17 protein-coding genes are annotated in these 18,957 nt (G+C 45.7%); 11 read left to right on the top strand and 6 right to left on the bottom strand.

Going from position 1 to position 18,957, the window contains the following annotated elements:
* The first annotated feature begins 296 nt into the window (after positions 1–296).
* From kbl to BFP72_RS15835, 4 genes are read left to right on the top strand one after another with little or no spacing between them, the layout of a single operon-like run.
* The gene (gene kbl, locus BFP72_RS15850) at positions 297–1,487 is read left to right on the top strand and encodes a glycine C-acetyltransferase (protein WP_099600067.1); all 1,191 of its coding nucleotides are present in this window, start codon (positions 297–299) and stop codon (positions 1,485–1,487) included.
* A gap of 3 nt (positions 1,488–1,490) precedes the next feature.
* Positions 1,491–2,234: a tRNA pseudouridine(38-40) synthase TruA gene (truA, locus tag BFP72_RS15845; RefSeq protein ID WP_099600066.1), complete on the top strand. Its 744-nt coding sequence runs from the start codon at positions 1,491–1,493 to the stop codon at positions 2,232–2,234.
* Positions 2,235–2,249: 15 nt separating this feature from the next.
* On the top strand, positions 2,250–4,019 hold the full coding sequence (locus BFP72_RS15840) for an ABC transporter ATP-binding protein (protein WP_255397235.1): 1,770 nt from the start codon (positions 2,250–2,252) through the stop codon (positions 4,017–4,019).
* 3 nt (positions 4,020–4,022) lie between these two features.
* Positions 4,023–4,532, top strand: coding sequence for a shikimate kinase (locus tag BFP72_RS15835; protein ID WP_143520102.1), 510 nt, complete (start codon positions 4,023–4,025; stop codon positions 4,530–4,532).
* A gap of 10 nt (positions 4,533–4,542) precedes the next feature.
* Here BFP72_RS15835 and BFP72_RS15830 read toward each other — a convergent pair whose 3' ends face one another.
* Positions 4,543–6,084 carry an OmpP1/FadL family transporter gene (locus BFP72_RS15830; RefSeq protein WP_099600064.1) on the bottom strand — a complete coding sequence of 514 codons (1,542 nt, stop codon included), beginning with the start codon at positions 6,082–6,084 and terminating at the stop codon, positions 4,543–4,545.
* A 54-nt stretch (positions 6,085–6,138) separates the two neighbouring features.
* Positions 6,139–7,569, bottom strand: coding sequence for a hypothetical protein (locus tag BFP72_RS15825; protein ID WP_099600063.1), 1,431 nt, complete (start codon positions 7,567–7,569; stop codon positions 6,139–6,141).
* 118 nt (positions 7,570–7,687) lie between these two features.
* Here BFP72_RS15825 and proS point away from each other — a divergent pair, with 118 nt between their 5' ends.
* The 7 genes from proS to BFP72_RS15790 all read left to right on the top strand — a co-directional run bounded on the left by proS (position 7,688) and on the right by BFP72_RS15790 (position 13,651).
* A complete protein-coding gene (proS, locus tag BFP72_RS15820; protein ID WP_099600062.1) occupies positions 7,688–9,172 on the top strand; it encodes a proline--tRNA ligase in 1,485 nt (494 codons plus the stop codon).
* Between the two features lie 151 nt (positions 9,173–9,323).
* Positions 9,324–9,806, top strand: coding sequence for an NfeD family protein (locus BFP72_RS15815; protein WP_099600817.1), 483 nt, complete (start codon positions 9,324–9,326; stop codon positions 9,804–9,806).
* Entirely contained in the window at positions 9,806–10,786 is a 981-nt protein-coding gene (gene floA / locus BFP72_RS15810) for a flotillin-like protein FloA (protein WP_099600816.1), read from the top strand. The genes BFP72_RS15815 and floA overlap by 1 nt, the downstream gene beginning before the upstream one ends.
* A gap of 194 nt (positions 10,787–10,980) precedes the next feature.
* Entirely contained in the window at positions 10,981–11,613 is a 633-nt protein-coding gene (locus BFP72_RS15805) for a hypothetical protein (protein ID WP_143520101.1), read from the top strand.
* Positions 11,614–11,634: 21 nt separating this feature from the next.
* Positions 11,635–12,273 (top strand): hypothetical protein, encoded by a 639-nt coding sequence (locus BFP72_RS15800; RefSeq protein WP_099600060.1) that lies wholly within the window; start codon positions 11,635–11,637, stop codon positions 12,271–12,273.
* The gene (locus BFP72_RS15795; protein ID WP_099600059.1) at positions 12,249–13,040 is read left to right on the top strand and encodes a sensor histidine kinase; all 792 of its coding nucleotides are present in this window, start codon (positions 12,249–12,251) and stop codon (positions 13,038–13,040) included. The genes BFP72_RS15800 and BFP72_RS15795 overlap by 25 nt, the downstream gene beginning before the upstream one ends.
* Complete coding sequence (locus BFP72_RS15790; protein WP_099600058.1) at positions 13,037–13,651, top strand: response regulator transcription factor; 615 nt, start codon at positions 13,037–13,039, stop codon at positions 13,649–13,651. The genes BFP72_RS15795 and BFP72_RS15790 overlap by 4 nt, the downstream gene beginning before the upstream one ends.
* 48 nt (positions 13,652–13,699) lie before the next feature.
* Here BFP72_RS15790 and BFP72_RS15785 read toward each other — a convergent pair whose 3' ends face one another.
* From BFP72_RS15785 to BFP72_RS15770, 4 genes are all read right to left on the bottom strand, one after another.
* On the bottom strand, positions 13,700–15,319 hold the full coding sequence (locus BFP72_RS15785) for a M1 family metallopeptidase (protein WP_099600057.1): 1,620 nt from the start codon (positions 15,317–15,319) through the stop codon (positions 13,700–13,702).
* Between the two features lie 428 nt (positions 15,320–15,747).
* Positions 15,748–16,521 (bottom strand): phenylalanine 4-monooxygenase, encoded by a 774-nt coding sequence (locus tag BFP72_RS15780; RefSeq protein ID WP_255397234.1) that lies wholly within the window; start codon positions 16,519–16,521, stop codon positions 15,748–15,750.
* Positions 16,522–16,766: 245 nt separating this feature from the next.
* Complete coding sequence (locus tag BFP72_RS15775; RefSeq protein ID WP_099600056.1) at positions 16,767–17,717, bottom strand: methylenetetrahydrofolate reductase; 951 nt, start codon at positions 17,715–17,717, stop codon at positions 16,767–16,769.
* A 33-nt stretch (positions 17,718–17,750) separates the two neighbouring features.
* On the bottom strand, positions 17,751–18,890 hold the full coding sequence (locus tag BFP72_RS15770; RefSeq protein ID WP_099600055.1) for a PLP-dependent aspartate aminotransferase family protein: 1,140 nt from the start codon (positions 18,888–18,890) through the stop codon (positions 17,751–17,753).
* Positions 18,891–18,957: the final 67 nt, after the last annotated feature.

Here is an 18,957-nt window from a genome sequence, read left to right as displayed (position 1 = left end):
CAAAAGCCATAAATTGCCCACTAACTCAATTTGTTTGTCTACGGATATGGAAAATCATCAAAGCTTTGAGTCGTATTTAATTTCGAAAAAAATTGATTCGGCAAAATTTAAATTGGCAGAGCAGTCGCTCTATGAGGCATTAGCGTCTGATTTTGAGCAGATGCATCCCGATAGTTTTACTCAGCAAAAGTTGTTTTTAATCAATCCGTTGAGACGAAAATATTTGGCTCAAGAGCCAAGTGTATCTCCTCCTATATCTCCTAGAAAGATTTTCAAACCCAAAATCCAAAAATGATATGTACAAAGCATTAAAGAGCAAGCTCACTGTCGCACTCAGTGAGCTCGAAGAGCAAGGGCTTTTCAAAAAGGAAAGAATCATTACGACCCCTCAAGGAGCAGATATCCAGACCTCTGAGGGCAAAGCAGTGATTAATTTTTGTGCGAACAACTACCTTGGACTGTCCTCTCACCCACAGGTGATCGAGGCTGCCAAAGCTACGATCGATAGTCATGGGTTTGGGATGTCTTCAGTGCGTTTTATATGTGGGACACAGGATATTCACAAAGAACTGGAACAGAAGATATCTGCATTTTTAGGCATGGAAGACACCATTCTCTATGCTGCTGCGTTTGATGCCAATGGAGGGGTTTTTGAGCCTTTGCTTGGGCCAGAGGATGCGATCATTTCTGACGCACTCAATCATGCTTCGATCATCGACGGTGTGCGTCTGTGTAAGGCGCAGCGGTTTAGATATCTGCACAATGATATGGTTGATCTAGAAAAGCAATTGATAGCAGCACAGGATGCCAAGTGCAAAATCATCGTGACCGACGGGGTGTTCTCTATGGACGGTACCGTAGCGCAATTGGACAAAATCTGTGAACTGGCGGAGCAGTATGATGCGATGGTCATGTCCGACGAATGTCATTCGACAGGGTTTATGGGCAAGACAGGTCGTGGTGTACATGAGTACAGAGACGTCATGGGACGTGTAGATATCATCACCGGGACGTTGGGTAAGGCACTGGGCGGGGCTTCTGGAGGTTTTACTTCAGGACCCAAAGAAGTCATTGAGATGTTGAGACAGAAGTCTCGTCCGTATCTTTTTTCGAATACGTTGGCGCCTTCTATAGTCGGGGCATCTATCGCTGTGATCGATATGCTCAGTGAGACGACTGAGTTGCGTGACAAACTGGAGAGTAACACGGCCTATTTTCGCAAAGGAATGGTAGAGGCGGGTTTTGATATCAAACCAGGAGATTCGGCGATCGTACCTATCATGCTCTACGATGCAGTGCTATCGCAGGAGTTTGCGGCCAAATTGCTCGACGAAGGCATCTATGTGATTGGGTTTTATTATCCTGTCGTCCCACAGGGGCAAGCCCGAATCAGGGTACAGCTCTCTGCTGTGCATGAACAGTCGCATTTGGATCAAGCCATAGCGGCCTTTACGAAAATTGGCAAAGAACTCGGAGTGATTCAATAATTGATGCGTTATTTTTTAGAAATCTCATATGATGGCACGGCTTACCACGGCTGGCAGGTCCAAAACAATGCGGCAACTGTGCAACAGGTGCTCAATGATGCCTTGTCTACGATATTGCGTCAAGAGATTTCTACGATAGGAAGTGGGCGGACAGATACAGGTGTCCATGCACTCAATCAAGTAGTGCACTTCGATTTGCCTGCAGAAGTACAGGTACAGAACCTTTGTTACAAACTCAATCGCCTCCTGCCTTGGGATATCTCGGCCAACGAGATCCGGAGGGTACAGGATGATGCGAGCGCACGTTTTGCAGCGGTGTCTCGATCGTACCTTTATCGGATGCATCAGCGCAAAAACCCGTTTTTGGAAAAACGCTCCTACCAGTATTCATTTCCAGTTGATTTAGAGGCGATGAATGCGAGTTGTGAAATAGTAAAGCAATGGATGGATTTTGAGAGTTTGAGCAAAGTACAGACAGAGGTCAAGACTTTTCAGTGTGAAATATTTGATGCAAAATGGGAAGAGTACAACGATGAATTCCATTTTCACGTTAGTGCGAATAGATTTTTGCGAGGGATGATTCGTGCGATGGTGGGTACGATGCTTTTGGTGGGTGAGGGAAAGATTAATTTGGATACTTTTGCCGCGATATTAGAAAGTAGAGATCGTACCCGAGCTGGGCGTAGTGTGCCGGCTTGTGGCTTGTATCTCAAGGATATCATCTATCCTAAAGACGTGTACATTTAAATTCAATATTCTGTTTTGAAGAAAGAAAAGGCAAGTGGAAACATTGTAGATTTTAAGGTGCTCAAGCGGCTGTTTGCCTTTGCCAAACCCTACATGCTGTCGTTTAATGTGTTGATATTTTTGACTGTTGCTCTGGCAATCCTTGTGCCGATTAGACCCTATTTGATACAGGTCGCCATCGATACGGATGTTGCTCAAGGCGACTTTGATGGTTTGGTGGAGATGATTGTGCTGTTGATTGGTTTGTTGGTGGTACAGGCGATCGTGCAGTATTTTCATACTTACCTGTCGAGTTGGCTAGGCCAGCACATTATTCGTGACATTCGGACGACTTTATATGCGCATGTTCAGCGACTCAAACTCAAGTTTTTTGACAATACTCCGATTGGTAGATTGGTCACTCGAAACGTGTCGGATATAGAAACCTTGGCGGATGTATTTAGTCAAGGGATAGCCATGATGATTGGTGATTTGCTACAGCTAGTATTCATTCTCGGTTTCATGTTTTACACCAATTGGAGGCTCACTCTTGTGAGTTTGTCAATGTTGCCGATATTGATTTTTGCGACCTATATTTTCAAAGAAAAAATCAAAGTCTCCTTCAATAATGTGAGAGCTGCAGTGGCCAATCTCAATTCCTTTGTGCAAGAGCATATCACCGGAATGAACATCGTACAAATCTTCAATAGTGAGGAAGAAGAATTGAGGAAATTCAAAGAAATCAACCGAGAGCATCGTCGGGCCAATATCAAATCAGTTTTGTATTACTCGATTTATTTTCCAGTAGCAGAGGTGATCCAAGCGGTAGGGATCGGTTTGGTCGTCTGGTATGGTGCTATACAGATGATCGACAGTGTCTTCGAACCTGGCGAGTTGATTGCTTTTATCATGTATATCATGATGTTTTTTAGACCGATTCGGATGATTGCAGATAAGTTCAATACCCTGCAGATGGGGATTGTGAGTTCCAATCGAATCATGACACTGCTAGATAGTACGGAGCACATCCCCAACGAGGGGTCATATGTTCCTGAAAATTTTGAAGGAGGAGTGATTTTTGATAAGGTGTGGTTTGCGTACAACGACGAAAATTATGTCTTGAAGGATATCAGCTTTGAGGTTAAACCTGGAGAAACTATCGCGCTGGTAGGAGCTACGGGTGCTGGCAAGTCGTCGGTGATCAATTTGCTCAGTCGGTTTTATGACATCAACAAGGGAGCAATAAGCATTGATGGTGTGGATCTACAGGAGTATGATTTGGAGTCCTTGCGCCAACATATAGGGGTAGTATTGCAGGACGTGTTTCTGTTTTCTGATACGATCAAGGCAAACATTTCGTTGGGCAATCCGGATATTCCTCTCCAAAGAATCATAGAAGCAGCAGATCTAGTAGGGGCTCGTGAATTCATTAGCAAGCTACCGGGAGGGTTTGAATACAATGTGATGGAACGAGGAGCCACACTGTCGGTGGGGCAGAGGCAATTGATCTCCTTTGTGAGAGCTATGGTTTATGATCCCAAAATCATCGTCCTTGATGAAGCTACTTCCAGTGTAGACACAGAGACAGAGGAACTTATACAGAAGGCTATTGATAAGATGATGAAGGGGAGAACCTCTATTGTGATTGCGCATAGGCTATCGACCATCCAGCATGCGGATAAAATCATCGTCCTCGATCACGGACGGATCATGGAGAGTGGAACTCACGACGAATTACTTGCGAAAGACAGTTATTATTCGCAGCTTCACAAAATGCAATACAAGGAAGTGGTATTAAGTGAATAACTATTGGCTTACCCTAAGAAAATATACTTAATAGGTATGCCCGGCTCGGGCAAAAGCACCTTTGGAAGAAAACTGGCGGACCAGCTAGGAAGACAGTTTTTTGATCTAGATGAACAGATTGAAAAGATGTCTGGTTTGACGATTCCTGAGATTTTTGCGGATGCAGGAGAGGATCAGTTTCGTATGTTTGAGACCTATGCCCTAGGGATGATTACCCAACTCAACGAACCTGCCTTGATTGCTACGGGGGGGGGAGCACCTTGCTTCAATTCCAACCTGGAACTCATGAATGAAGCTGGCTGCACCATATTTTTGGATACACCACTCGAGATCATTATCAAGCGCGTACTCAAAGACAAAGCGACGAGGCCTTTGGTCAATGATATGCCAGATCAAACGGTAATTGCGGATATGACTAAGCTATACAACCATCGCTTGCCTTTTTATCAGCAAGCTAAGTTTACCACTGATTCTAACATGGACGAGGTGGTCGCGTACTTGGAGACATTGTGATAGGTTTCTCTTAGAAAGAAAAGCCGGCAGTGAGAGCTACATTGAGGTTGTTGTTGGATATGGTTGCAACAGGACTGATGTTGTCCGTAGGGTCGTCGAAACTATATATCGTGTAGGGGCTCCGTTGTGAATCGTAGTGCGTATGAACCACGGACAAGTCGATGAAGAAGGCTTCATTTTTGTAACCTATCCCTCCTGATATCCTCTGTATGCTGTTGTCAATACTACTGTCTATATAAGGATCTCCATCTATTCCATAGCCCCCTCGGAGCATAAATTGGTTGATGCGAAATTCTCCTCCTATTCTAAAGTTGATGGTATTGGTATAGAGGTTTTGAATGGAAGTATTGTCCGCGTCTACTTCAAAATCATTGGATTGTAGTGTGGACTCTGCATAGTTGATGAAGTCTACATCAGCAGATAAAAACCCACGTTTTCCAATGAAGATGGAGGCTCCAGTGGTGAATTTCCAAGGAGTGACGAGGCTATACCGGGAATTGGAGAGGTACTCGTCGTAGTATTCATAATCTGGATTGTCTATAAGTTCGTTGTACACGGTCCAAAAATCCTCCGAGGATTTTTCGCGCATGCCATAATAGGTCGGAGTGTTGACCGTGGCGCCTAACCTTACAAAGGGTGCTGGCCTAGCGATTATTCCGAATTTGCCGCTGATCCCTGTACCGTTGACTCGTAGGGTGTTGCGGGTACTGTAGAAATCGATAACATGATCGGGCTGGCCGTTGTATAGGAAGTCACTCTCTGTATAGGTGCTCTCTGTATAGTAGTTGATGGTGCTGATGCCCAGACCTGCGCCAAAAAAGAAGATGTCGTTGATATTGGCTCCTCCAGAGAAATCCCACTCGTACTGGGCACCGCGTGTTAGCACATTTTCTTCTTGGAAAGGAAAGTCACCAATGAATTTGTCATAGGCAGTGAAATCTTGCCCAGTTTGCGAGTCTGTCGCGATGTAGGGGTTGATCAAGTATTGGTTGTATGCATCGAATAGGTCACCCTGAAGATCGTCCTCTGGAATGCCCCAAGCACGATCGAGATAGGAGTCGACGATGGAGGATTTGCCAACCTCTGTGTCGTTGTATCCACCGTAGCGATAGTTGCTGTGGAAATTGTTTTTTCTCGTAACTGTGATAGCAAAAGTTCCTCCTCTAAATGCTCCGGGTTCGTTTGCTTCTTTGAGCATGCTAAATGCCATGCCCAAATTGGCAATATTGAAATTTGCTTTGAAGCCGTCGGTAGTAGTGTCGAAGTACTGTGATCGGGTGTTGTTGAAGTCTAAGGCCATGGTCATAGCCATGCTCGACCTACGGATCGAGCCGAGTCCAGCGGGATTGGCATAGGCAGCATTGATATCTCCACCCAGTGATACTTGCGCTCCACCGATTCCTTGCATCCGTGCTGTCCCCCCATCATATGTCCTGCTGAAGAGCAACGCGTCATTGTAGTAGCCAAACGCCCCGTCTGCCACTTGAGCAGAAGTAATTGAGAGCGTACTAAGTAATACCAGGGAGAGGGAGATAATTTTTTTCTTGAGCATAGCTATGTTGTATCTCTCGTGAGTTGGGATTGAGGTTTTCTATTGGGATTAAGGTTATCTTCTACTTCTGCTCGAAGAGGAAGAGGACCCAGACGACCGGCTTCCAGAGCTACTGCTTCCAGAATTACTACTTCCTGATGATCTAGAAGATCCACTTGAGCTTCTAGAATAGCTGCTGCTTGATCGCCCGCTTGAAGCCCCATTGCTATAGTTGGTTCTAGATCCACTGTTGCTAGCCCCACTGTTGTATGAGTTTCCACTGCTTTGGTATCGTCTAGTGGAGTTGCTAGTGGAGGAGTAGCTAGAACGTTGCGTTGGCGCATTGCTTGTTCTACGCGGTGTTGTATTGCTGTTAGAGCGTTGACTAGTGTTCGTGCTTTGTGTACGAGTACGAGTTGAGTTTGTCGAAGAGCTGGTTCCGCTTGTTCTGGTGTTAGAGCTACTTGATGTAGCGGCTCTTTGATAAGAAGTCGTCGTGTGATTACTTGTTGGGGTTGGGCGCGTGCTATTGTTGCGAGTAGCACGTGACGAGGACATGCTTGTGTTCGCGCTGCTGTACGATCTGTCTCTAGCGATGTATTCATTTTGACTGGAACGGGTGCGTGCCGTACTAGTGGCTGCCGTAGAGCGGGTACGCGCGCTACTTGATCTGCTGGCTGTGGTAGCCGTGCGATCTTGTACACTGTTCGTACGTGAGTTTGAACTACGTGAAGCACTGCTGCGTGCAGGTTCGACAGAAGAGAGTCTTGTCAGCCTTCCGTTGTTGGTGGATACGGTTGAACCCCTGCTGTAACGAGGGCCTCTAGCGGAACTGCTCGAATAGACGTATTCGGGATAGTGCCCATAGCTAGGATAGTAGCCTCCACCATAGCCATAGTATCCACCATACCATCTATAGCGGTTGTAGCAGTACATTGGGCTGTAAAAGGGGTCGTAGAAGAAGGGGTCATAGTAGCCATATCCTCCTCCGTATCCATACCCATAGCCATAGTTAAAGCTCAGGGACCAGCCCCAGCCAGCGTTGTACCCTATGCCCCATGCTGGGCTGTAGATAGGGTAAGCTGCACCATAGTATGGGGAGGTGTTGCCATAGTAGTTGTTGACTATGGTTGTACCTGTGGGTTGAGAGTTGTAGTTGGAGGAGGTATTCTCGTCGTACCCTTCGACATAATAATCCGATTGGGAATAGATAGGAGCATCAGCGTAAGATTGTGCTGTACTCGTATTGGTCTGGTCTTTGTATTTTTGGAGGTAGTCGGGATTGACTTGCTTGTCTGCATAGGTATTGTTATATGCGTCATTGTTGTATGCAGTGATGACCTCTTCCGAATCGTTGGCTTTGGCTTCTTCCTTCTCGGCTATTTTCTCACGATCTTTGCTCGTATAGTACATGTCATCGTAGACTTGCGCTACGGTAGGAGCGGCACTCCCGAAGAGAATGATCGCTGATGTGATGCCGATTATTTTAGTGATTTGTAGTTTCATAGAGTCCTCCTGCTAAATGATGGTACATTGAGTTTATATTATACGACAAAGAATTATATTTGCCGCATATCTCTTCGGAAATATTGCAATTTTCATACCAAAGAATTAAAAAATCAAGATGAGTAAAGGATTACCTAAAAGAAGCGAAGATTATTCGCTCTGGTATAATGAATTAGTGAAGCGAGCGGACTTGGCCGAGAATTCGGCGGTGCGAGGATGCATGGTCATCAAGCCGTATGGTTACGCTATATGGGAGAAAATGCAAGCGGTACTGGACGAGATGTTTAAGGATACAGGGCATAGCAATGCTTACTTTCCTTTATTTATACCCAAGTCATATTTGAGCAAAGAGGCTGATCATGTAGAAGGTTTTGCCAAAGAGTGTGCCGTAGTGACACACTACCGATTAAAAAATGATGAAAATGGAAACGGAGTAGTCGTCGATCCAGAAGCCAAACTGGAAGAGGAGTTGATTGTGCGTCCTACGTCGGAGACTGTGATATGGAACTCCTACAAAAACTGGATCCAATCGTATAGAGACTTGCCGTTGTTGATCAATCAGTGGGCCAATGTGGTGCGTTGGGAGATGCGAACACGGCTCTTTTTGAGGACAGCTGAGTTTTTGTGGCAAGAGGGGCATACTGCTCATGCTACCAGACAAGAGGCGATAGACGAGACAGTGCAAATGATTAATGTCTATGCAACATTTGCGGAGGAGTATCTTGCTTTGCCAGTACTCAAAGGAGTCAAAACGGAGAGTGAGAGGTTTGCTGGAGCAGAAGATACCTATTGTATCGAAGCACTGATGCAAGATGGCAAAGCGCTGCAGGCGGGTACGTCACACTTTTTGGGACAGAATTTTGCGAAAGCATTTGATGTCAAGTTTGCCAACAAAGAAGGCGGAGCAATGGAGTATGTGTGGGGAACGTCATGGGGAGTGAGTACACGCCTCATGGGAGCGCTGATCATGGCCCACTCGGATGACAATGGTTTGGTACTGCCTCCTAAATTGGCCCCTTTTCAAGTTGTTATCGTACCGATATTTAAGGGAGAGGAGCAATTGGCTGAAATCTCAGAAGTAGCATTGAAAATCAAAGCAGACCTAAAGAAGGTGGGAGTATCGGTCAAGTTTGACAACAGAGACACTTATAAGCCAGGGTGGAAATTTGCAGAATATGAACTTAAAGGGACACCTGTGAGGATTGCTATCGGACCAAAGGACCTTGCGAATGGTACTGTAGAAGTCGCTCGTCGGGATTTGTTGGAGAAGAGTGTCATGCAGTTGAATGATGATTTTGCACAGAATATTTCGGCACTTTTGGACAATATACAGGAGACCATTTATAAGAAAGCACTGGCATATCGTGAGGAGCATTCGTTTACGGCAGATACATACGAAGAATTCAAGACTATCATCAATAGCGAAGAAGGAGGGTTTGTCTATGCACATTGGGATGGTACCGCGGAGACTGAGGAGAAAATCAAGAATGAGACCAAAGCGACGATTCGTTGTATTCCGATCGATCAACCAGAGGAAGAAGGCAAGTGTGTCTATTCTGGAGCACCATCCAAGGGGCGTGTTGTTTTTGCAAAGGCATACTAAAAAGTAAAATATACCAAAGTGTCACTGAGAGAAATCGAGGCTAAATGTAAGCTGGGATTTTTCGGTATCGGTGACATTTTTTTTGATAGGGTTTAGGTGGTGAGGCGGATATGTGGCTATCTTAGGCTCCCAAAATAAAACAATCTTTACCTTGATAGACTGGATCATCATTGGCTTACTCATATTGGCAGGCATCGGACTGATTATTATAGAGATCGTCTTTGTGCCAGGCACGACGATTGTGGGTATTGCTGGTTTTTTGGTGGGTGGATATGGTATCTATCACAGTTATGAGCTTTTTGGGACGATGACAGGACATTGGGTGCTTGCTGCTTCGGTGACTGTCGGAGTGTGTGCAATAGTTTACAGTTTCAAATCCAATACATGGAGTCGATTTGCACTCAAAGGGTCAATCCAATCCAAAGTCAATGAAAACTTGGGAAGTACTTTGGTACTAGGTCAAGAAGGTGTCACTCGTTCTTCGCTCAAGCCTATTGGCAAAGCAGACTTTGGAGACGTCGTGGTAGAGGTGCGCTCCTCAGGACAGTTTGTTGAAGAAAATAAGGCCATCAAGATTGCCAAGATGGATGGGAATAAAATATACGTGGAACTAATTATAACGAATAAGATATGATGTATTATGCCATTTATGCAATGATAATCATTGTAGGATTTTTTATCTTCTTGTACTTCGTGCCAGTGGGCTTGTGGATTACAGCTCAATTTTCTGGAGTGAAAGTAGGGTTGTTTGATTTGGTATTTATGAGAATACGGAAAGTGCCTCCGTCTCTTATTGTCAACTCATTGATTACAGCAACTAAGGCAGGATTAGATGTGACCTCCAGTGAATTGGAGACACATTACTTGGCAGGAGGGCATGTGCCGTCTGTGATCAAGGCTTTGATTTCGGCGGACAAGGCGAACATCGCATTGGAGTTTAATCAAGCTGCAGCGATCGATCTAGCAGGTAGAGATGTGTTTGAGGCAGTGCAGATTTCGGTCAATCCTAAAGTAATCACCACACCAAGAGTCGCTGCAGTAGCGTCTGATGGTATACAGTTGATTGCTGTAGCGCGAGTGACTGTGCGTGCCAATTTGACTCAGCTAGTCGGAGGAGCCGGCGAAGACACGATTTTGGCTCGCGTAGGAGAAGGGATTGTCACTTCGATAGGTTCGGCAGTGACACACAAGGATGTATTAGAGAACCCCGATAAGATTTCGAAGTTGGTTTTGTCAAGAGGGCTGGATGCAGGTACAGCATTTGAAATCTTATCGATTGATATTGCTGATGTAGATGTGGGTAAAAACATCGGAGCAGATCTACAGACGGATCAAGCGGCCGCAGACCTCAAAGTGGCAGAGGCCAAAGCAGAGGAGCGTAGAGCGATGGCAGTTGCTGTAGAGCAAGAAATGAAGGCCAAAGCACAAGAGGCACGAGCCAAAGTGATCGAGGCGGAAGCCGAGATACCGAAGGCAATGGCTGAAGCGTTTCGTGATGGTAACCTTGGGATCATGGATTACTACAAGATGGACAATATCAAAGCAGATACTGAGATGCGTGAGTCCATCGCCAAACCAAAGTCTAGCGGAACTAAAAAGAAGGATGACAGGTAACAACCTGTGTGCCGTGAAGAAAATGGGGGCTGAGGAGAAATCTTCAGCCCTTTTTTATGCTTCCAATTGATGGATGAAATTTGACTTATACCCCAAACAGGGTATTTAATTTGACGGCTATCCTACACAACTTTGAAATCTCCTGCCTTAGCCTTACTTTCAAGGAATATGTATTTACTTAAACTTATTGAAAAATGAAAAATCTAATGTTGTTAGGTGTGTTTGTCATGCTGATGAGTGCTTGTACGGACTCGGCAAGCTTGTCAGACCTGAAAGAAGAAAACGCGTCGTTGAAAGAGAAAATCATGGAATATGAGAGCTTGGATGCCGTCAAAGCATACAACAATGACCCGGAGTATTTGGAGGAGCTGAAGGTGCAGGATTCCCTGGAGCTGATATTTGCAAAGAATGTAAGAATCTATCCAAACTTGGGTCGAGCTTTGACGACTAGTGAGGAGGACACGATAGTCAATGTGGAAATGCCCCAGTTTAAAAAATTTCGTAAAAAATTGAGACAGCCAAGTGGGTTCTCTGTATCGGTGTCTTCGAGTTTCTATATCGGTATCTCGACGATGCAAGACATGGTTGATCAATATATGGCTGTCAACTTGAAGTACGGGACTGATACAACGAAGTGGCCTATCCAAGGAGTCGGGATGCACATCTATACAAAGCCAGGAGCAAGAGGGGGTAAAAAATCTTTTACTGATCTTGTCCTTCTACCTAGTGGAGATGCCCCAACTTTCGATGATGATGTGATGGAGTTGCGTGGAGAGCCAGGCGCTCCAGGATACAACAATACAACGGCTTGTCCTGTTTGCAACTAATCGTAGGTTTAAGAAGGGGAAATGAAATTGGATACAGGCTTAGTGCTACTTGTTGCGCAGTATACATCTACTTTTTCACCTTTATTGTTTTTGGCCGTATGGGTGTCTAGCCAAAGAATAAAGGCCAAAGAGTTGTACTATCTGTTTGGAATTGTACTGCTGTCATTCAGTTCCGATTTGATTTCTCTTTCTTATTATAAGCTGACGGGTAACTCGACGTATTGGATTCTCAATGTCTACAATCTGATCGATACTTGCTTGGTGTTTCTCTTTTTTGGTGCCATATTGAGCAGGGCAAAGGCTGCCTATTTTTGCCTTTTTGTCGTCCTGTCGTTTACAGCCTATTACCTTTTTCATCTTGGTATACATGTGATATGGAGCGATGCTATTTCTATCAAAAATGTACTGGTATTGGGGCTTTGCATTTTGTACTTGTATGAATTGTTTGCCAAAGAGGCCGAAGTATTCATAGAGCGCAACCCGTTGTTTTGGGTGATTGTCGGTTTTTTGTTTTATACATCGGGGACACTTTTTTTGTGGTTACTGAGTGCAGAGTTCATTGGGGCAGGCAAGGTTTCATGGATGATTAATATGGTGTTGAATATTCTGAAGAATGCTTTTTTTGCTTTAGGTCTATGGAGAGCCAGAGTAGCCCGTTGAATGTAGAAATGGTCCTAGTCCTTGGGACCAGTGGGATGCTGCTGTTGGTGGCATCCATCATCCTGTTTATCTACCTCTATCAGCGCAAACTGCTCAAGAAAAAACTGGAGTATCAGGAGATCGAGGACCTGCTCAAGCGGGAGGAACTCAAGTCTGCCTATGCCATGCTCGAAGGCAAAGATAAAGCCTACCGACAAGTGGCAGAAGAACTGCATGACAATCTCGGAAGCATGCTAGTGACTCTAGGGATGCTGTCTGACACTATCCCAAAGAAGAAGGATGAGGAGTCTCGCAATCGCCTCGCGGGTAAAATCAGTGAGGTAGCTGCACGAGCCACGGAAGTGACGCGGAGGATATCTCACAGCCTGCACTCCGAGGCTTTGATGCACTTTGGGTTGAAATCAGCGGTATATGAACTGACCGACGCACTCAACGAATCACACAGCATATCGGTGAGTACTGAGGTGCACTTGGACAGGGATATTGATAGTCAAGTGAGTCTGAATGTCTACCGTATCATCCAAGAATTGATCAACAACACTTTGAAGCACGCCAAAGCGAGTCAAGTCAATATTGACCTGACCGAAACGCAAGGACATCTCAGTCTTATTTTTGAGGACAATGGAGTGGGGTTCGAAAAGCCAGAAGAACACGAAAAAGGCTTGGGGTTGAAGAGTATTCGTTCTAGAATTGATACTTTGGATGGTCAAATGACTTTACAAACAGGAAAAAAGGGAACTACGTTTATTATTGATATACCGGTATGAGTGAAATCAAAGTGTTGTTGGCAGACGATCATGCGATCGTAATGGAAGGTTTGGAAGTGATTCTAAGTGCAAGTGCAGAGGTAGAGATTGTAGGCTCTGTGTTCAACGGAGAGGAGGTCTTGGCGTTCGTCAAAAACAATGAGGTTGATCTAGTAGTACTTGATATCAACATGCCCGTGATGGACGGCATCACCTGTGCGAAGCAACTCAAGAAGGCGTATCCAGCAATCAAAATAATTATCTTGACTATGTACGCCCAAAAGTCCTTCGTCGAGGAGATCGTCAAGATTGGTATAGATGGTTGTTTGCTTAAAAGTAATACGGGCAAGGAGCTCCTTGGGGCTATTTCGATGGTGATGAATGGAAGGCCATACTACGACCAGTTGAAAGCATTCAAATCCGAAGACGAAGTGCGTCAGTACAAGCTCAGCAAGCGCGAGATCGATGTGATCCGGCTCATGGCTGAGGGGTTGACCAGCAGTGAGATCGGAGAACGGTTGTTCATCTCTGAACTCACCGTGCAGACCCATCGCAAAAATGTCATGCGCAAGCTAGATCTAAATAAAGGTCTCCAAGTTGTACAATTCGCCAAAGACAACGGTCTGATTTAGCCCCCTTTTATTGAGCCGTTCTTTTATCTTTCATGGGCCTCCGACCTCTCATTTGATTTTCATCACGGAGATGTAGTAGTTGCTGTCAGGGCTCAGCGAATGCCCTGAGACTTCCTGCCATTTGCCCTGCTGTGGAGAGAGGGATTGAGGTTGACCATCGATGGTGACCTGTACCGGCATGTCAAAAGTGTCAATGGTGTTGGTCCAGCGGTAGAAAAGGCTCTCGTCCTTTGCGAAATATTCCAAAGTCGGTACACGTATATCTCTCAAGTACTGGTCAAAAAAGGCTTCTAGGTTCAGGCCAGCGTGTTGAGAGATATAGTCCTCGATCTGCTGACTGGTGACCGTCTGGTGGTAAAACTCCTCTCCCAATCCACGCAGAATTTCACGCCATTTGTCGTCATCATTGATCCAGCTGCGTAGGGTGTTGAGCATGTTGGAGCCTTTGTAGTACACGTCCGAATCGTGATGCTCTGCGTTGATGCCATAGTCGCCGATTACAGGGTATTGATTCTGGATGTTGGCACGGGTGCCGCGGATGTACTCCCTGCCCGCATCTGTGCCGTAGAAATACTCTACAAACACCCCTTCGGAGTAGGCCGTGAAACTCTCGTGTATCCACATGTCAGCCGCATCACGATGGGTGATGTTGTTGGCAAACCACTCGTGTCCTGACTCGTGGATGATGATGAAATCAAATTTGAGTCCCCAGCCTGTACCACTCAGATCCCTGCCCAGATAGCCATTCGCAAATTTATTGCCATAGGTAACGGAGCTTTGGTGCTCCATGCCGAGATAGGGCGCTTCTACGAGTTTGAATCCATCCTCGTAGAAGGGGTAGGGGCCGAACCAGTGTTCGAAGGCTTCTAGCATGCGGTGGTTTTCTTTGAACTGCGCACGCGCCTTTTTTTCGTTGTATCGGAGTACCCAGTTGTCTATGTCCAGCGTCCCTTTTTCTCCCGCATAGGTCTCGTGCCAGTGGGTGTAGTTGCCGATGTTGATGTTGACGCCATAGTTGTTGATGGGGTTGGAGACTGCCCAGTGATAGGTCTTCGTTTTTTTCTTTTTGTTTTCCTCTGTCTTGACGAGGCGTCCGTTGGATACGTCGATGAGGCCTTTGGGCACCTCTACACTGATCAGCATGCTGTCCACTTCGTCGTACATGTGATCCTTGCATGGCCACCAGACCGATGCGCCCAGCCCTTGGCAAGAGCTGGCGATGAAGTGCTTGCCTTTTTCGTCCTTCTTCCAACTGATGCCGCCATCCCACGGCGCGTGGACTGCTTCTCTCGGTTGGCCGCTATAGGTCACGACGATGGACTCTGTAGCACCTTTTTTTTGTTCTTTTTGGAGGGAAATGAAATGTGCATTGCCTTCGGATTTGAAATCAAGTACTTTTCCATCCTGTGTCACCTGCGTGATCTTCAGTGGAGGCTGTAGGTCGACCTGTATGACCTGATGCGGTTCTAACACTTCGTACTGGATCAGGTTGCTACCCACGAGGCTTTTGCGCTCTGGCAGTACCTCCACGGTCAGGTGGTAGTAGGTCAGGTCCCACCAGACACGCTCCGGTGTGATCGTGCCACGTAGGCTGTCTTGTCTGTCGTAGGTTTGTGCTGTGCTCAGTTGAGCCGCGAAGAGCAATAATGAAAGTAGTACGTAGCGCATAATAGTAGAATCTATGTGTGCTAATATCGCAAATTTGTCAGCAATAAGTCAGGGGACTTATATGAGTGGTCAGATTTGAGCAGGTGAAGGTTTGGGGAGGGCGTCTGCGTGGTAGAACTAAGGAGCAAAATTTATTGTCAATATGTCTTGATAGCTATGTGGTCTGAGACAATTGTAATTGGCTAATTTTCATGTCGAGTTGATTTTCTCCTTCGAGAGCTTGTTTTTAGCTGATAAGACAATCAAAAACATGGCAAATAGTCAGCGTTGAACGATTCCTAGAGATGGTTTCGAGCCAAGAGGGCATTGTTACACTAAATCTAGGCAAGTGATTACTCAAGGTAGTATCAAGTGGTTCTGTTGGTTATTGTAAGAATTGTTTTTTACTGTGTTGAGCTTGAGTAACCTGATTACTCTCAATAATTGGGTTACAGAGAAGAGGAATGAGCTCTTGCAGCTATACAGACTTCTAGCTCGGGCAGGCTATCAAAGAGAGTCTGGTAGCTGTCGATGACGAAGTATTGCTTTTGGAAGTCGTGTTTGTAAAAGGGCGTGTCGAGTACAGTAGATACATCATAGGGGATGCGTGGCACGTTGGGGTCTTCTAGGGCATAGAGCGATTCGCCAGGAGAGGACACGATGCCTGCGCCATAGATTTTGATTTTTCCATCCTCTCTGATCAATCCAAACTCTACTGTAAACCAATACAGTCTGCTCATCAGTTCAATCGCTTGTGGACTATCGATGTGTTTGAGCGCGATGGCGGCCAGTCCTTTCATGAACTCACTGAAGTGCGGGTTGCTGAGCAAAGGAACGTGCCCAAACACGTCGTGAAACATGTCTGGCTCCTCGAGGTATTCGAGTTGGTCGAGTCTGCGCAACCACGTGGTGACAGGAAAGTGTTTGTTGTGCAGAAACTCGAAAAAGGGTTGATCAGCGATCAAGCCAGGGACGACATAGATGTGCCATCCCGTAGCAGTTTCTAGGTTTTGGTTGATTGAGTCTAAGACTGGGATTTCCTTTGGCGTGAAGCCGCAAACTTCTAAACCCTGCGAGTAGGCCTCCGAAGCACGGTCTTGCAGTAGGGTGATTTGCTTTTGATAGAGTCGTTTCCAAACCTCAAAATGCTCCTCAGAATACTGACTGTAATCCTGATGCATCGGTTCGGTAGGAAAGGCATAAGGTGTTCTGTTTTCCAACATGGTGTATCATTTTGGGGTGAAGGAAGACTAACAAACGTTAGTTTTTATGGAATTTACATAAAAGTACGGAGTAGCACAATTTTATTGGTAACTGTTGGGACTAAACGATGCACTTTCGCGCATCTTACTTTACTTCACAGAAACCTCAACTGGATACTAGTATTTAGGTTTTAGACAAAAACGGAACGCCTTTTTTGTCTAAAACCTAGTGTCTATTGAACTAAAGGTCTTGGATTGGCGTGTGGCTAGGATTTGTTGGTGAGTAGTTCGTTTTTGAGTGCAGAGGCACGCTGCATCATGTCCACTTCACGCAAGAGATCGATAGATGCATCTATCTCCGCTTTGCGAATGGCGACACTTTCGATATTGAACCCAATGGGAATGTTTTTCACTCGGCTAAATTCTAGGAGTTCTTTGGCGACTATTTTGCAGATGTCGAGCGAGCGTGAGAGTATATCCTCCGAACGCTCTAGGTCGTTTTTGAGCCATTTGGGGATATAGATGCCTAGCCACTCCATGAACTGCAGCGTCTTGACAGATCCGCACGGAGTGAGGGTGAAAATGATGGGTGCGAGCGGTGTGTTCGTGTCTTGGCAGTGGTAGTAGTAGTCGGACAAGAAATCCTTGGCATTGTCGAGACTATAGACGCACTGGGAGATGAAGAAGCGACAGCCGTTTTCGATTTTGCGTACGACACGTAAGTGTTCGTCTTGTTTTTTGAAATGTCGCTCGGGGATGGTGACTCCACCGATGATGAGCTTGGAATCTGCCGATTCTTTGATTTCGTATGCGTCGTTGAGTGATAGGCCTTCTTGCCCTGTAGAAGGTGATCCGACGAATACTGAGTACTCGATCTGATTGGGGTTGGTAGCCAGCCACTCTTGAAACCCCGCTTGGGTGAACTTGCCGACACTTTTGTATATGATCTTGGGTACGTCTAGATCCTGCAAGTAGCGGGCACTGTATGCACCAGGATCCAGCGTCTGCATGAACGGGAACGGACGAGGGACGTCTGTTCGAGCAGATTCGTCCTGTATATCGTACAGAACTAAGGCGTCTAGATTGATGTTTTTGAGTCTTTCGATCTGGCGACTGGCTATGGCATGGATTTTTTCCTCGTCGGTGTTATCCTTGGGAGGAGTCAAGCCATAGAATAAATAACCACTTTTGTTCTGTTCAATTTTATTATTTAGCATTCGTCTGTTTCTGGTGGATAGGTTATGGTTTTATTAGCCCAGTGCTTTTTCTAAATCAATGACCAAGTCTTCGGCATCTTCTATCCCGACACTTAGTCGTATAAGCGAATCTTTGAGACCAGATTTGAGGCGCTCTTCGCGTGGGATAGTCGCATGTGTCATGCTGGCAGGGTGGCCTACGAGTGATTCTACCCCTCCGAGAGATTCGGCTAGAGAGAACAGCTTGAGGTTTTCCATGAGAGCAATTGCGTTTTCGATTTTGTCAGATTTGAGTGCAAAGGAGATCATGCCACCAAAGTCGGACATTTGCCGCTTGGCTATGTCATGATTTTTGTGATCTTCAAATCCCGGCCAAAAAACGTCTTTTACCTTCGGGTGTGATTTCAAAAAGAAAGCAATACGGCGTCCGTTTTCACAATGTCGCTGCATGCGGATGTGCAGTGTTTTGACCCCTCTGAGCACAAGAAAGCAATCTTGAGGTCCAGCTACAGCTCCTGTTGAGTTTTGTATGAAGGCAAGTTTTTCGTGGAGATCGTCACGGTTGAGCATGAGTGCCCCCATCACTACGTCTGAGTGTCCTGAGATGTATTTGGTGACGGAGTGCATGACGATGTCTGCTCCTAGTTTGATGGGGTTTTGTAGGTAGGGGGTGGCGAAAGTATTGTCCACACAAAACAGCGCGTTGAATTTTTTGCATACTCCACTTAGCCCTTTGATATCGATGATGTTCATCATGGGGTTGGAGGGAGTTTCGATCCAAACCATTTTAGTGTTTTCGTTGAAATGCTCCGAGACTCGAGTCAGGTCTAGGAGATTCACAAAGCGGAATTTGATGCCTGCTTCTTGATAGATTTGTGTAAACAAACGGTAGGTGCCACCATAGAGATCGTTGGAGCTGAGAACTTCATCGCCAGGTTTCAAAAGTCTCAGAACCGAATCAATGGCTGCCATTCCCGATGCAAATACCAATCCATGGTTGGCATTCTCCAAAGCGGCCAGGTTCGATTGCAATGCGTCTCGGGTCGGGTTTTGCGAACGAGAGTATTCATACCCTTTGTGTTTGCCGGGAGACGGCTGTACATAGGTAGAGGTCTGGTAAATAGGCGTCATGATGGCTCCAGTGGTGGGGTCTGGCTTTACCCCAGCATGTACGGCTTTTGTTCCAAATTTCATAGGAGTTGGATTCGTTATGTTCTTTCCTCGGTGCTGCTGATTGAATCTAAATAATTCTTTTGAGGAT

This window comes from Reichenbachiella sp. 5M10 (assembly GCF_002742335.1).
In the GTDB taxonomy this organism is placed as follows: domain Bacteria; phylum Bacteroidota; class Bacteroidia; order Cytophagales; family Cyclobacteriaceae; genus Reichenbachiella.
This window is presented reverse-complemented; position numbering and strand designations above follow the sequence as displayed.